Genomic DNA, 13,600 nt, shown 5'->3' with positions numbered 1-13,600 from the left:
GCCGTGCGGAAGTGGCTAGTGATCATCAACCTCAGGAGGACGCGTGAATGATCGGATAGAGATTGAGCCGACTGCGGTGAAGTCAGCTGGCGGCATCATCTCGTCGGAAGCCGACGAGGCGCGACGGGCGCTCATTGCGTTGTTTGATTCAGCGCAGCCTGCTGCGGCTGGGAATCAGGGATTTGACACCGGCGCAAAGTTGGCTATCTTCGCACGCATGTGCGAGTCGGAGATTAACTCCACGATCAACGATCTAGTGGCCGTTGGCAATAGGATCGTGTCCTTGGCATCTCGCATTCAGGCTGCTGATGGAGACACTACTGAGGGAATTAGCCGCGTCGCTACTGCGCTCAATGGATTTGGAAAGTCTCCGCTTGGGTGATCAGTGCGCGCAACGGGTGGATAGCGACAAACGAGGCGGATTCACTGCCCGCGGCGGGCCATCTCCTGCAGCCGCGCGATGCGCTCCTCGGTCGGGGGATGGGTGGAGAACATCTTCGCCATCTTGTCCGAGGCGCGGAACGGGCTCTCGATCATCATGTGCGACTGCGCGGCGATGTCGGGGTTCGGCGGCAGCGGCGCGGCCTGGACGCCGCCGGAGATCTTCGCCAGCGCCGATGCCAGGGCCAGCGGGTCGCCGGTCAGTTCGGCGCCCGATGCGTCGGCCTGGAACTCGCGCGAACGCGACACCGCCATCTTGACCATCGTCGCCGCGATCGGGCCGACCAGCGCCACCAGCATCATCACCAGCGGGTTGGGGCCGTTCTCGCGGTTGCCGCCGAAGGCGCCGAAGAACATCGCGAAGTTCGCCAGACCGCTGATGATCGCGGCCATCGCACCGGCCACCGAACTGATCAGGATGTCGCGGTTGTAGACATGCGACAGCTCGTGGCCGAGGACCGCACGCAGTTCACGTTCGTCGAGTAGACGCAGGATGCCGGTGGTGCAGCAGACGGCCGCGTTCTTCGGGTTGCGACCCGTCGCGAAGGCGTTGGGTGACTCCGTCGGGCTGATGTACAGGGCAGGCATCGGCTGGTGCGCCGACGTCGCGAGTTCACGCACGATCCGATACAGCACCGGGGCCTCGACCTCGGTCACCGGCTGCGCGTGCATCGCCTTCAGCGACAGTTTGGCGCTGTTGAAGTACACGTAGGCGTTCATGCCGATCGCCACGATCACCGAACCCCACAGGATGACGGGGCTGCGGAAGAGCGCGCCGATGCCGACGATCAGCGCCGACATCAAACCCAGCAGGAACGCGGTCTTCAAACCGTTGAAATGCATCAGATCCTCGTTTGTCACTCGCCCGCGATGGATGCGGACGTTTCATCTTCTCAAACGAAGCAGAGGCCGATTCGGGTTCCCGGGATCGGCGCCGAGCGGTGGGCGCGCTGGGTCAGCGGTAGTTGACGAACTGCAGCGCGATGTCGAGATCGGCGCCCTTGAGGAGAGCGATCACGGCCTGCAGATCGTCGCGCTTCTTGCTCGACACCCGCAGTTCGTCGCCCTGGATCTGCGCCTTCACGCCCTTCGGACCCTCGTCGCGGATCTTCTTGGAGATCTTCTTGGCGTGTTCGGAATCGATGCCCTGCACCAGGGTGCCGGAGATCTTGTAGGTCTTGCCCGAGGCCTGGACCTCGCCGGCGTCGAAGGCCTTGAGTGAGATGTCGCGGCGGATCAGCTTCTCCTTGAAGACCTCCAGGCCCGCCTGGGCGCGCTCCTCGGCGTCGGAGGTGATGACGATCACCTCTTCGCCGGACCAGGCGATGCTGGTGTTGGTGCCGCGGAAGTCGTAGCGCTGCGCCAGTTCCTTGGCGGCCTGGTTGAGGGCGTTGTCGACCTCCTGGCGGTCGATCTTGCTCACCACGTCGAACGATGAATCAGCCATGACCGACAGGGTAGCCGGGTGATGTCGGCGACATGTCGGGAGTGGGCGCCGAAGGGCTCCGACCCGATGGCGGGGCTGCGTTCGGGTCGTCGCGCCGGCGCGGGTGGGGGCGGGTAACGTGACGCCGGGGGTCGTCAACGAGGCCTCTGACCTGCCGGTTTGTATGTAGGCGGGCACTTCGTTGTATTCTTCTCGGCGTTGTTCATCGCACTGGTTCGCCGGCGCGGAGAACTGCACGGCAGGTTGCCCGAGCGGCCAAAGGGAGCGGACTGTAAATCCGTCGCGCAAGCTACATAGGTTCGAATCCTATACCTGCCACAACGTGGTGATTCATCCATATTTTGCTCGCTGAGCAGGCCCCGCCTGGGGATTTGGTCAGCGAGCAGAAGGATGTGTAACCTCGTTAAGGCTCACGAGCCGCCGCGGTGAAGACCGCGGGGGATCGGGACAACGCCCCCTTAGCTCAGTCGGCAGAGCGTTTCCATGGTAAGGAAAAGGTCGACGGTTCGATTCCGTCAGGGGGCTCGCTGGACGAGACTAGTCCAACGGGGCGGTGTAGCTCAGCTGGTTAGAGCGCACGACTCATAATCGTGAGGTCGAGGGATCGAGTCCCTCCACCGCTACACATCGGTTCCGAATAGTTCGGCACCGAGCGCATAGGTCGAGGCCACACGGCAGCCGACGACCTCGACCACGTACCACCCGAAAGAAGGCAATCAAGTGGCCTCCTCCACAGATGTTCGCCCCAAGATCACCTTGGCATGCGAGGTGTGCAAGCACCGTAACTACATCACCAAGAAGAATCGTCGCAACGATCCCGATCGTCTCGAGATCAAGAAGTTCTGCCCGAACTGCGGCAAGCACCAGGCGCACAAGGAATCGCGCTGACGCTTCGCGTCGGCGTATCCGGCACAGAAGTTTCAGATCAGCGGGCCGCCTCACCGAGGTGGCCCGCTGATTGTTTTACGCGCTGCTTTCGTGCCTCGGACTGATTGTCGGTCCGACTCCCGTGGCGTGGCATACAAAGGAGTGGTAAGCCGATGACCCAGATCACCGATGCCGAACTGAAAGAACAATTCGGCGGCGGAAGGAGTGCGAAGTTGACTCCCGAGGAGATTGCGGAGCAGACCAAGGCCCTGGTCGGCTTCAACTACACCGTCGACGACTACTACGAGATCGGCCGTGAGGAAGTCCGCAAGCACGCCCTGGCCGTGCAGGACGCCCACCCCACCCACTGGGATCTGGAATCCGCGCGCGCCCTCGGTCATGACACGCTGATCGCGGCCCCCACCTATGTCTCGGTGATGGGCATCATCGCCCAGCGCAAACTCTTCGAAGAGGTCGTCACCGGCTACGACCTGTGGCAGATCATGCAGACCGACCAGCGTCTGGTCTACCACCAGCCGATGAAGGTCGGCGACCAACTGGTGTGTGACGTCTCGCTGCACTCGTTCCGGCATGTCACGAGCCCCGAGATGATCGACCTCATGGTCACCAAGAACGTCATCTTCAACCAGCACGACGAGCCGGTGATGACCACCTACACCTCGCTCGCGGCGCGCCCCGGCATGGAGGTCGATCCGGCCCTGGCCGAGTCGCTCGACCACGTGATGATGAAGGTCGACAAGACCGGTGTCGCCGGCCGGACCGTGGAGCCGCAGCCCGCGCGCTACGCCCTGCCCGACCCGACGCAGTCGCCTGCCGCCTACGGCGCGATCAACTTCGACACCTTGACCGTCGGCCAGGAACTGCCCGCCAAGCGTTTCCTGCTGACCCGCGGCAACCTGACGAACTATGCCGGTGTCGCCGGCGATCCCAACCCCATCCACTTCTCCGACCACCTCACCTCGGCCGCGGGGCTCGATGGTGTGGTCGCGCACGGTATGCAGACGATGGGTCTGGGTGCGACGTTCATCTCCGAGTTCATCGGTGATCCGGCCGCCTTCTGCGAGTACAACGTGCGGTTCACCAGCCCGGTGTACGTGCCCGCCGACGACAGTGCGGCGGTGGACTTCACCGGCAAGATCAAGTCGCTGGACGCCGAGACCCGTCAGGGTGTCATCGCACTGGTCGGCAAGCAGGGCGACCGCAAGATCTTCGGTCGCGCACAGGCACGCATTCAGTTCAACTGATCGAAGGCCCAGGTCGGTGTGCCGATCGGCGACGATCGGTAGGCCGTTTTGGGTTCGGGGCCATGCGTGTTCTACACTGAGTTGTCAGGTTGACTCTTGACTTGCGCGCTACCCATAGGGTGGCGCGTTGGTGTTGTAGGGAGTCGATCGACGGTGATCGTGGGCAACACGGTCGCAAAGGGGCGTAGCTCAACTGGCAGAGCAGCGGTCTCCAAAACCGCAGGTTGCAGGTTCAAGTCCTGTCGCCCCTGCCCTGGTGAAGGGCACACATTGACGAGAGGACTCGAAGGTGAGCAAGCGAGATCGGGCCGCCCGCGCCAAAGACGCCGCGAAGGACTCCGCGGCTGATTCGGCTGCCGAGCGCGAGATCCTCGACGAAGCCGCCGACGATGTGGCCGACGCCGCGGAGGAATCCTCGGCGCAGCTGCGTCCGTCCGGTAAGCGTTCGGCGCGAAGCCGCAAGTCGTCAGCTGTGTCCACCACCGACGGTGACGCGGAAGGTGATTCCGCGGTCGCCGTGAAGGACCGCAAGGAAAAGAAGAAGGTCCCTGCCGAGGAAAGCCGGAATCCGTTCGTACGGATCTGGGTCTTCCTGACGCAGGTTGTCGCCGAGCTGAAGAAGGTCATCTGGCCGACTCGCCGCGAGATGATCGTCTACACGATCGTCGTCCTGGTGTTCGTCGTCGTGATGACCGCGTTCATCTCCGGCATCGACATCGCCTTCGCCAAGGGTGTCCTCTGGCTGTTCGGCTGACCCGCCACGCGAGTGGTCGTCGGCCGGACGCGAGATGGCGACCGGAAACCGATAGAGGAGCATGGGCGTGAGCACCCCGGAGAATGAGATCACCTCGAATCCCGAGGAGATCGGCGCGACCGATTCCGTCGATGTCGCCGACAACGGTGCGGCTCTCGCCGATGCCGAGGTGGCCGTCGACGAGACCGACGATCCGGGTGTCGAGGCTCAGGTCGAGGCAGCCGTCGATGAGGCTGAGGCCGTCGACGGTGGCGAGGCCGCTGTCGAGGCCGCCGACGCCGAAGCGGTCGCCGAAGAAGAGCTCGATCCGGTCGAGGAACTGCGTAAGCAGCTTCGACGTGCGCCCGGTGACTGGTACGTCATCCACAGCTACGCCGGCTACGAGAACAAGGTGAAGGCCAATCTCGAGACCCGCGTGCAGAACCTGGATGTCGGCGACTACATCTTCCAGGTCGAGGTCCCGACCGAAGAGGTCACCGAGATCAAGAACGGCCAGCCCAAGAAGGTCAACCGTAAGGTGCTGCCCGGCTACATCCTGGTCCGCATGGACCTCAACGACGAGTCGTGGGGCGCCGTGCGCAACACCCCCGGTGTCACCGGATTCGTCGGCATGACCTCCAAGCCGTCGCCGCTGTCGCTCAACGAGGTGCTGCAATTCCTCATGCCGCGCACCCCGGCGAAGAAGGCGGCATCGTCGAAGGCGTCGGCCGCCGAAGGCGTGGAGGCGGCCGCCGCGGCCGCGACCGCCATCATCGAGGTCGACTTCGAGGTCGGCGAGTCGGTCACCGTCATGGACGGCCCGTTCGCGACGCTGCCTGCGTCGATCAGCGAGGTCAATGCCGAGCAGCGCAAGGTGAAGGTGCTGGTGTCGATCTTCGGTCGCGAGACCCCGGTCGAACTCGGCTTCAACCAGGTCGAGAAGATCTGACCGGAATCACCGGCCACACAAGACTTTCACGTCTCCAGCGGGCGTGAATCTGCAAGAAGACAAACAAGGAACTAGAGATGCCTCCCAAGAAGAAGAAGCTCGCCGGGATCATCAAGCTCCAGATCCAGGCAGGCCAGGCAAACCCGGCCCCGCCCGTGGGTCCGGCGCTCGGTCAGCACGGCGTGAACATCATGGAGTTCTGCAAGGCGTACAACGCTGCGACGGAATCCCAGCGCGGCAATGTCATCCCGGTGGAGATCTTCGTCTACGAAGATCGCTCCTTCGACTTCAAGTTGAAGACCCCGCCGGCCGCCAAGCTGCTGCTCAAGGCCGCAGGCCTGCAGAAGGGCTCGGGCGAGCCGCACGTCAACAAGGTCGGCAAGGTTTCGATGGACCAGGTCCGCGAGATCGCCAAGACCAAGGCTGAAGACCTCAATGCCACCGACATCGAACAGGCCGCGAAGATCATCGCCGGTACTGCTCGGTCCATGGGCATCACCGTCGAAGCCTGATTCACCACCAATCGTCAAATCTCCGACGGTCCCGATGCCTCGGGACGCGGAGTCGTGGGAGGGCCGGCTCGGTCCGCACCACAAACCCCGCCAGTGATGGCGGAGAAGGAACAGAGCAATGAGCAAGAAGAGCAAGGCCTACCAGGCCGCGGCCGAAAAGGTCGACAAGACCAAGCTCTACAGCCCGCTGGAGGCTGCTGAGCTGGCCAAGGACACGTCGTCGCAGAAGACCGACGCGACCGTCGAGGTTGCGATCCGTCTGGGCGTCGACCCCCGTAAGGCGGACCAGATGGTTCGAGGCACCGTCAATCTGCCGCACGGGACCGGTAAGACCGCCCGCGTCATCGTCTTCGCCGTCGGCGACAAGGCCGCCGAGGCCACCGCTGCCGGTGCCGACGAGGTCGGCTCGGACGACCTGATCGAGAAGATCCAGGGCGGCTGGCTGGACTTCGACGCCGCGATCGCCACCCCGGACCAGATGGCCAAGGTCGGTCGTATCGCCCGCGTCCTGGGCCCGCGTGGCCTGATGCCGAACCCGAAGACGGGCACCGTCACCCCGGACGTGACCAAGGCTGTCAACGAGATCAAGGGCGGCAAGATCAACTTCCGCGTCGACAAGGCTGCCAATCTGCACTTCGTGATCGGCAAGGCGTCCTTCGACGCCACCCAGCTGGCCGAGAACTACGGCGCCGCCTTCGACGAGATCATGCGTGCGAAGCCGTCGGCAGCCAAGGGCCGCTACGTCAAGAAGGTCACCGTGTCGACCACCACCGGCCCGGGCATCCCGGTTGACCCGGCGGTCACACGCAACTTCGCCGAGGCCCCGCAGGCCTGACGCGAAACGCGCCAACGCTCCGAAACCCCCCGACCGGCTGGTCGGGGGGTTTCGTGCTCTCGGGGCTGATGTGAAGGCCGGGGGTCGAGGCGTGAAACCTGGGTGTCCAAATCGGGTGTCGGCGCGACGTGCGGTCGCCGATCGTCTAAGACGGAGGTAGACGCACTCCGCACGATGGCACAAGGAGGTTCGACGATGGAGGCCCGACCGACGAAACTGGCGATTATCGGTGCCGGTGCCGTGGGCACCGCGATCGCCTATGCCTCGCTGATCCGGGGCGTGGCGCGCACCATCGCCCTGATGGACATCAACGCCGCGAAAGTGACCGCCGAGGTCCTCGACATGTCGCATGGACTGGAATTCGTGCCGCGCGCCGACATCGTCGGCGGCGACGACGTGTCGGTGTGCGCCGACGCCGACGTCGTCGTGTTCACCGCAGGCGCGAAACAGAAGCCCGGTCAATCGCGGCTCGAATTGGCCGAGGCGACAATCGGTTTGACCAACACCATCCTGCCGGGGGTGGTGTCCGTTGCGCCCCATGCCATTTACCTCATGGTGACCAACCCGGTCGATCTGGTCACCTACGCCGCACTGCGGGCGACCGGGCTGCCGAATAATCAGCTCTTCGGGTCGGGCACCGTGCTGGATTCGTCGCGGCTACGTTTCCTCATCGCCCAGCATTGCGACGTCGCGGTGCAGAATGTGCACGCTTACATCGTCGGCGAACACGGTGACAGCGAGATCCCGCTGTGGAGTTCGGCGACGATCGGCGGTGTGCCACTGCTGAATTGGCAGCCGCTGCCCGGCGGGCGGCCGATGGATGTCGCGGCCCGCGAACGGATCCACCACGACGTGGTGCATGCCGCCTACCAGATCATCGAGGGTAAGGGCGCGACGAACTATGCGATCGGGCTGGCCACCGCCCGCATCGTCGAGGCGGTGCTGAACAACGAGCACCGGGTAATGCCGGTGTCGACCGTCGCCCAGGGCTACGAGGGGCTCGGCGACGTCTGTCTGTCCCTGCCGACCATCGTCGACCGGCAGGGTGCCGGTTCCCGGCTGCACATCCCGATGTCCGAGCAGGAGCACGACGGCCTGCTCGCCTCGGCGGATACTTTGCGGGACATGCAGGCCAGATTCGGGCTGTAACGGCCGAACTTTGGGGGTTTCCCCCTATTCCCTGTGCGCACCGGAGTTGGCACGATCGAGACATGTTCACTTCGCTCGCGCGTTGGTCGGTACAGCATCGTTGGACGGTCGTCGGGGGGTGGCTGGTCGCGCTCATCGCGTGCATCGCGCTCGCGGGTGCATTCGGGGGAGATTCGGTCACCGACTTCGCCGACGACCACCGGACCGAATCGGGCCGGGCGCTCGCGACTCTCAACGCGGCCGGCGGGGGATCGGCCGCGGACGAGTCGAAGGTCGTCTTCGCCGTCGATCCGTCGGTGCCCGGCGGCATCGACAATCCGCAGGTGCGTGCCCAGGTTGACGCGCTGCGAGCACGGATCACCGCGATCGACCCGGCCACCGCGATGGCCGACCTGTACGCACCGGGTGTCTCCCGCGATGTGGCCGTCTCACCGGATCGGACGGTCGCATACACGACGCTCACCGTGCTGGCCGACTCCGACAGTCAGCGGTCGGAGCTGGTCGACAAGATCAAGGACACGGCAACGGAATTCGACGCACCGGGCGTGCGCGTCAACTTCGCGGGCGACTGGTTCGCCGATCAGGCCCCGGCGGGAATGGGCGAGGCGATCGGACTCGGACTGGCGATGATCATCCTGCTGGTCGCCTTCGGAACGCTGGTCGCGGCCGGGCTGCCGCTGCTGACGGCGCTCTTCGGGGTCGGCGTCGGCGCGTCGGTTCTGCTGCTGCTGCAGAACGTCATCGACACGCCCAGCTTCGCCGTCTCGCTGACCGCGATGCTCGGTATCGGTGTCGGCATCGACTATGCGCTCCTCATCCTGACCCGCTTCCGTGCCGCCCTCGACGATGGACTGGCGGTGCCGGATGCGGTGGTCCACTCGATGGAGACCGCCGGTCGATCGGTCGCCTTCGCCGGTGCCACGGTCACCATCGCCATCGCCGGGTTGCTCACCCAGGGCGGGGCGATCGGGGTGACGATGACGCTGGCCGGCTGTGCCGGTGTCCTGAGCGTGATGATCGCGGCGCTGACGCTGCTGCCCGCACTGCTGACGATCATCGGGACCCGGATCAATCGGCTGGCGATTCCGGGCCTACGAACCCGGCCGGGGGCCGAAGGTGCATTCGCGCATCGCTGGAGCCGCACCGTGCAGCGCTATCCGTGGGCGGGTGTGGTGGCCGCGCTCGGCATCCTGATCGTGCTGGCCATCCCGGCGTTCAGTTTGAGTCTGGGCTTCGGCGACGCCGGAAACCGGCCGACCTCCGACACCACCCGGATCGCCTACGACGACCTGGCCCGCGGTTTCGGTGCCGGCGCCAACGGGCCGTTGTTCCTGGTCACCGAACAGCCAGCCGGTGCCGGTGACGACGGGAAGCTGCAGGGGCTGGTCACCACGCTGCGGGAGACCGAGGGGGTGGCGTCGGTGGCGCCGCCGATCCCGCTGGGCACCGTCGACGGGCGCGACGTCGCGCTGGTCATCGTGAACCCGACGACCGGTCCGCAGGAGTCGGCGACCCTCGACCTGGTGCGCCACATCCGCGACACCGTCGTACCCGCCTCCGGGGTGTCCGCGGAGATGACCGGAATGGCGGTCGGCGGGAGCGATTTCGCCGAACTCACGCTGCAGCGGCTGCCACTGATGGTCGCGGTGGTGCTGGCCTGTTCGTTCGTCCTGCTGGCGCTCGCCTTCCGCTCGGTGGTCATCCCCGTCAAGGCGATCATCATGAACCTGCTGTCGCTGGGTGCGGCCTTCGGCGTGATCGTCGCGGTGTTCCAGTGGGGATGGGGGATGGAGCTGATCGGGGTCGGCAAGGTCGGGCCGACCGAGGCTTGGGTCCCCATCGTGCTGTTCGCCGTGGCCTTCGGGCTCGCGATGGACTACGAGGTGTTCCTCGTCTCGCGGATCCGGGAGAGGTATCTGGCCTCGGGCGACGCGACCACCTCGGTCACCGAGGGGCTCGCGGCGACCGCCCGGGTGATCACCGCGGCGGCGGCGATCATGGTCTGCGTATTCGCCAGCTTCGTCTTCTTCGACGACCGCGGTCTCAAGGCGATGGGCCTCGGGTTGGCGGCGGCGGTATTCATCGACGCCACGGTGGTCCGGATGCTGCTGGTGCCGGCCACGATGGAGATCTTGGGTCGCTACAACTGGTACTGGCCGTCATGGCTGCGCCGGGTGCCCACCCTGGACGCGGTGCACGGTACTCCCACCGGTGACATCGATTCGCCCGCGGATGCGTCGGCGCGGCGGCCCGAGACGATCGCGACACCCGCACGCCGGGAATGAGGGCAGCGTCAGGTCTGGGGTGTCCGCCGATCGGGTGAACCCTGCCGAATCGGTACCGGCGCAGAAGTCGCGCCCGCTAGCCTTCGGCTCACATGGGGGTACGAGACAGGGCGACGCGATGGGTTCGAAGATGTCAGTGAAGACGACGATGGCTGCGGCCGCGGTGCTGACCGGGGCGGCGTTGTCGATACTCGGTCCGGCTATGGGTGCCGGTCCCGCGACCGCGGCGACGAAGTACCCCAACTGTAAGGCGCTCAACGCCGACTACCCGCACGGCGTCGGCAAACCCGGAGCCGTCGACTCGACGTCGGGGACCCCGGTCACCGAGTTCACCGTCGACGCCGATCTGTACAACGCCAACACCAGCCGCGATCGCGACGGCGACGGCATCGCCTGCGAGCAGAACTGAGCCGAGCGGTCCGCTCATCGCCGACGCGCCTCCGGCTGGAACTTTTCGACGCCTCCGGCTGGAACTTTTCGACGCCTCCGGCTGGAACTTTTCGACGCCTCCGGCGTGTCGGGGAACCGGATCGGGGCCTGGCTAGTCTCGTCTATATGCGCGATGACAAGCTGCTGACCCGGATCTCGGCGCTGCTGCGGCAGGCGGAGGGAACCGACAACCCGCACGAGGCGGAGACCTTCATGGCCGCCGCCCAACGGCTGGCCACCGCCGCCGCGATCGACCTCGCGGTGGCTCGCGCCCATGACCCGACCGGCCGCACCACGACGGTGCCGCAGTCCCGGCAGATCGCGATCGGGGAGCCGGGTAAACGCGGACTCCGCACTTATGTGCAGTTGTTCGTCGCGATCGGCCGTGCCAACGACCTGACCGTCGACGTTGCCGGAAACTCGACGTTCGTGCTCGCCTACGGTTACGCCGACGACATCGACGCGACGCAGGCGCTGTACTCGTCGCTGATCGTGCAGATGGTCGCCGCCAGCGACGCCTACCTGCGGTCGGGTGCATACAAGGGGGAGACCTTCGCCCGGGTGGTGAAACGAGGCAGCGGCTGGCGTGCGCGGCGGGTGATCGAAGAGAAACCGTTGTCGCCGATCACCGCGCGGCTGAACTTCCAGTCGGCTTTCGCCGAACGGATCGGGAAGCGCCTTGTGCAGGCGCGGGACGAGGCGCGCGATGAGGCCATGTCGGCCGAGCGTGATGGAGTCGTGTCCGCGAGTTCGACCGCCATCGCGTTGCGCAACAAGGAGATCGAGGTCGCCGACTACTACCGCGCGGAGTCGACGGCGCGGGGCACCTGGCGGCCGTCGAGTGCGACGGCCGGCTATTCGGAGGCCGCACGCCAAGCCGGGGACCGGGCGGGTCGTCGGGCGAAGATCGGTTCGGATCGTGAATTCGGTTCTCCGCGTGGGGCGCTGGAGGCCTGAGGAGCCACGGTCAGATGGGTAGCTGGTCGTACCAGCGCGACGACTGCTCGCGCACGGCGGGGACGGGCACCCCGGCATGGCGGCGGACCCACCGGCCGAGATACCCGGCGTCGGAGGCGATCGCATGGATCACCAGCGTGACGACCACGAGGATGCAGGCGAAGAAGAACAGCCAGCTGATCGCGACGAAGACCACGCCCAGCGTGCCGAAATGATCGGTGGTGCTCTCCAGGATGCGGGGCAGGGCGACGCGGCTGCCGACCAGCAGGGCGGTGACGCAGAGGCCCGTCGCGATCCCGTTGATCGCCAGCAGCCGCCAGGGGACCTGAGCCGAGACGAGCAGCCGGGGGATCACCGTCCACAACAACGACCAGACGATCAGCGTGACCCCGATCTCCAGCCCGAAGCCCAGGAGGCCGCGATCCTCGATATGCACCCCGAAGATCGACATCGACCGCAACCCCGCCGCCAGGCCCTGCACGGTGGCGGCCACCGGGATCACGAAGATGACGATCACCCACCGCCACCACCCGCGCAACGGCAGTTTGGTGACACCCCAGATCGAGACGTACATGCGGCCGAGCGCACGGGCCAGCGAGGTGGCGCCCGCGATCGTCATCAGCGCACCGAAGATCCCGAAGGCACCAAAGCTCTCCGGCGTCGAATGCGCGACGATGCCGGCGTTCTCCTTGATACCCAGACCGTGAAGTGCGTCGTCGACGACGTCCTTGCCGGGCAGTGTGGTCAGCAGGATGACGATGGGCAGCAGCGAGGTGAACGCCTGCCCGGCGAGCGTCATCGCGCGATCGGTCACATTGCCACGCGCGATGTCGGTGGCGATCCGCACGACCAGAGCCGCGCCCGGCGTTCTGCGAGCCCAGGTCAGCGCCGCGACCGCCCACTCTTCACCGCGCGCGGTCAGTCGCGACATCCTCGAACCCGGCCGCGACGACCCGGCGGTGTCGGGTTCCGGGTCGGGGGACGGATCGAGTTCGGCGGACATCGGCGGTCCTTTCGGGTCGAGTGCTGGGATCCATCATGGCCGCCCACACCCCGAAGATGGGCGCCGACGCGAGGGCAAGCACCTCGATCGGCGTGCGAGAGGATACGACTATGACACGCGACGTCGGGCGCAGCCGCCTCTACGGCGCCGAGCGGATGGTGCATCGGTTGTTCGACACCGCTGGTACGACGCGGACAGTCCGGTTGGCCGGCACCGACCTCACGCTGCCCGTCGAGGCGCGATTCGGCTCGGTCGACTCGGTCCGCGACTACGTCACAAGGGTGCTGGCCCTGCCTGACGTCATCGATCGGTTCGACCGGGCGAGCCTGCCGGTGCTCGTCCGCGCCCGGCGCGGGGAGACGGCCGCTCACTACCGGCGTGACGTGCAGACACCCGAGATCGCCATCCCGGAGTCGTCGCAGGGACGGTGGGCGCTACGGGAATTGGTGGTGCTGCACGAACTGGCCCATCATCTCGACGATTCTGGCGGCCGACCACATGGACCCGACTTCGCCGAGACGCTCATCGAGTTGACCGGCCTGGTCCTCGGTCCCGAGGCCGCGTTCGTGTACCGGGTCATCTTCGGCGACAGCGGAATCGGGCCGTCGTCGTGAGTGGTGTCCAGCTACACGAACTGGTGGTGCTGCGTCAGTCGGCCTATCACCTGGACGAGGTGGCCGGCGCACGCGGGCTGGACGGTCGGTTGGGCGGTGGACACTGCTGCGCTG

Annotated in this window: 15 protein-coding genes and 4 tRNA genes; 16 read left to right on the top strand and 3 right to left on the bottom strand. The window is 65.9% G+C overall.

Going from position 1 to position 13,600, the window contains the following annotated elements:
• Positions 1 to 43: 43 nt before the first annotated feature.
• Positions 44 to 382 (top strand): hypothetical protein, encoded by a 339-nt coding sequence (locus QSJ18_RS04770; RefSeq protein WP_286325119.1) that lies wholly within the window; start codon positions 44 to 46, stop codon positions 380 to 382.
• A 41-nt stretch (positions 383 to 423) separates the two neighbouring features.
• Here QSJ18_RS04770 and htpX read toward each other — a convergent pair whose 3' ends face one another.
• Entirely contained in the window at positions 424 to 1,284 is an 861-nt protein-coding gene (htpX, locus tag QSJ18_RS04765) for a zinc metalloprotease HtpX (RefSeq protein ID WP_286325118.1), read from the bottom strand.
• Between the two features lie 112 nt (positions 1,285 to 1,396).
• A complete protein-coding gene (locus tag QSJ18_RS04760) occupies positions 1,397 to 1,888 on the bottom strand; it encodes a YajQ family cyclic di-GMP-binding protein (protein WP_286325117.1) in 492 nt (163 codons plus the stop codon).
• A 237-nt stretch (positions 1,889 to 2,125) separates the two neighbouring features.
• Between QSJ18_RS04760 and QSJ18_RS04755 the strand changes: the two genes are divergently transcribed.
• The 14 genes from QSJ18_RS04755 (at position 2,126) to QSJ18_RS04690 (ending at position 11,869) form a co-directional block, all read left to right on the top strand.
• A tRNA-Tyr gene (locus QSJ18_RS04755) sits at positions 2,126 to 2,206 on the top strand.
• A gap of 134 nt (positions 2,207 to 2,340) precedes the next feature.
• A tRNA-Thr gene (locus QSJ18_RS04750) sits at positions 2,341 to 2,413 on the top strand.
• A 24-nt stretch (positions 2,414 to 2,437) separates the two neighbouring features.
• Positions 2,438 to 2,511: transfer RNA gene (locus QSJ18_RS04745), tRNA-Met, on the top strand.
• Between the two features lie 97 nt (positions 2,512 to 2,608).
• The gene (gene rpmG / locus QSJ18_RS04740; protein ID WP_003929651.1) at positions 2,609 to 2,776 is read left to right on the top strand and encodes a 50S ribosomal protein L33; all 168 of its coding nucleotides are present in this window, start codon (positions 2,609 to 2,611) and stop codon (positions 2,774 to 2,776) included.
• Between the two features lie 152 nt (positions 2,777 to 2,928).
• Positions 2,929 to 4,020 (top strand): fused (3R)-hydroxyacyl-ACP dehydratase subunits HadA/HadB, encoded by a 1,092-nt coding sequence (locus tag QSJ18_RS04735; RefSeq protein WP_286325116.1) that lies wholly within the window; start codon positions 2,929 to 2,931, stop codon positions 4,018 to 4,020.
• 178 nt (positions 4,021 to 4,198) lie between these two features.
• Positions 4,199 to 4,271 (top strand) — tRNA-Trp (locus QSJ18_RS04730).
• 38 nt (positions 4,272 to 4,309) lie between these two features.
• Entirely contained in the window at positions 4,310 to 4,774 is a 465-nt protein-coding gene (gene secE / locus QSJ18_RS04725) for a preprotein translocase subunit SecE (RefSeq protein ID WP_286325115.1), read from the top strand.
• A gap of 67 nt (positions 4,775 to 4,841) precedes the next feature.
• Positions 4,842 to 5,702, top strand: coding sequence for a transcription termination/antitermination protein NusG (gene nusG, locus QSJ18_RS04720; protein ID WP_286325114.1), 861 nt, complete (start codon positions 4,842 to 4,844; stop codon positions 5,700 to 5,702).
• Positions 5,703 to 5,779: 77 nt separating this feature from the next.
• Positions 5,780 to 6,214, top strand: coding sequence for a 50S ribosomal protein L11 (rplK, locus tag QSJ18_RS04715; RefSeq protein WP_286325113.1), 435 nt, complete (start codon positions 5,780 to 5,782; stop codon positions 6,212 to 6,214).
• A gap of 118 nt (positions 6,215 to 6,332) precedes the next feature.
• A complete protein-coding gene (gene rplA / locus QSJ18_RS04710; protein ID WP_286325112.1) occupies positions 6,333 to 7,049 on the top strand; it encodes a 50S ribosomal protein L1 in 717 nt (238 codons plus the stop codon).
• A gap of 195 nt (positions 7,050 to 7,244) precedes the next feature.
• The gene (locus tag QSJ18_RS04705; protein ID WP_286325111.1) at positions 7,245 to 8,198 is read left to right on the top strand and encodes an L-lactate dehydrogenase; all 954 of its coding nucleotides are present in this window, start codon (positions 7,245 to 7,247) and stop codon (positions 8,196 to 8,198) included.
• A gap of 62 nt (positions 8,199 to 8,260) precedes the next feature.
• Positions 8,261 to 10,483 carry an MMPL family transporter gene (locus QSJ18_RS04700; RefSeq protein WP_286325110.1) on the top strand — a complete coding sequence of 741 codons (2,223 nt, stop codon included), beginning with the start codon at positions 8,261 to 8,263 and terminating at the stop codon, positions 10,481 to 10,483.
• A 148-nt stretch (positions 10,484 to 10,631) separates the two neighbouring features.
• On the top strand, positions 10,632 to 10,892 hold the full coding sequence (locus QSJ18_RS04695) for an excalibur calcium-binding domain-containing protein (protein ID WP_462475990.1): 261 nt from the start codon (positions 10,632 to 10,634) through the stop codon (positions 10,890 to 10,892).
• 146 nt (positions 10,893 to 11,038) lie between these two features.
• Positions 11,039 to 11,869 carry a DUF2786 domain-containing protein gene (locus QSJ18_RS04690; protein WP_286325108.1) on the top strand — a complete coding sequence of 277 codons (831 nt, stop codon included), beginning with the start codon at positions 11,039 to 11,041 and terminating at the stop codon, positions 11,867 to 11,869.
• 10 nt (positions 11,870 to 11,879) lie between these two features.
• Here the strand turns inward: QSJ18_RS04690 and QSJ18_RS04685 are convergent, their stop codons facing one another.
• On the bottom strand, positions 11,880 to 12,872 hold the full coding sequence (locus tag QSJ18_RS04685; protein ID WP_286325107.1) for a YihY/virulence factor BrkB family protein: 993 nt from the start codon (positions 12,870 to 12,872) through the stop codon (positions 11,880 to 11,882).
• 110 nt (positions 12,873 to 12,982) lie between these two features.
• Between QSJ18_RS04685 and QSJ18_RS04680 the strand changes: the two genes are divergently transcribed.
• On the top strand, positions 12,983 to 13,486 hold the full coding sequence (locus QSJ18_RS04680) for a TIGR04338 family metallohydrolase (protein ID WP_286325106.1): 504 nt from the start codon (positions 12,983 to 12,985) through the stop codon (positions 13,484 to 13,486).
• Positions 13,487 to 13,600 lie beyond the last annotated feature (114 nt).

The sequence above is a fragment of the Gordonia heveisoli genome (assembly GCF_030315745.1).
Classification (GTDB): domain Bacteria; phylum Actinomycetota; class Actinomycetes; order Mycobacteriales; family Mycobacteriaceae; genus Gordonia.
Note: the sequence above shows the minus strand (reverse complement) of the source record. Positions and strands in the feature narration are given on the sequence as shown.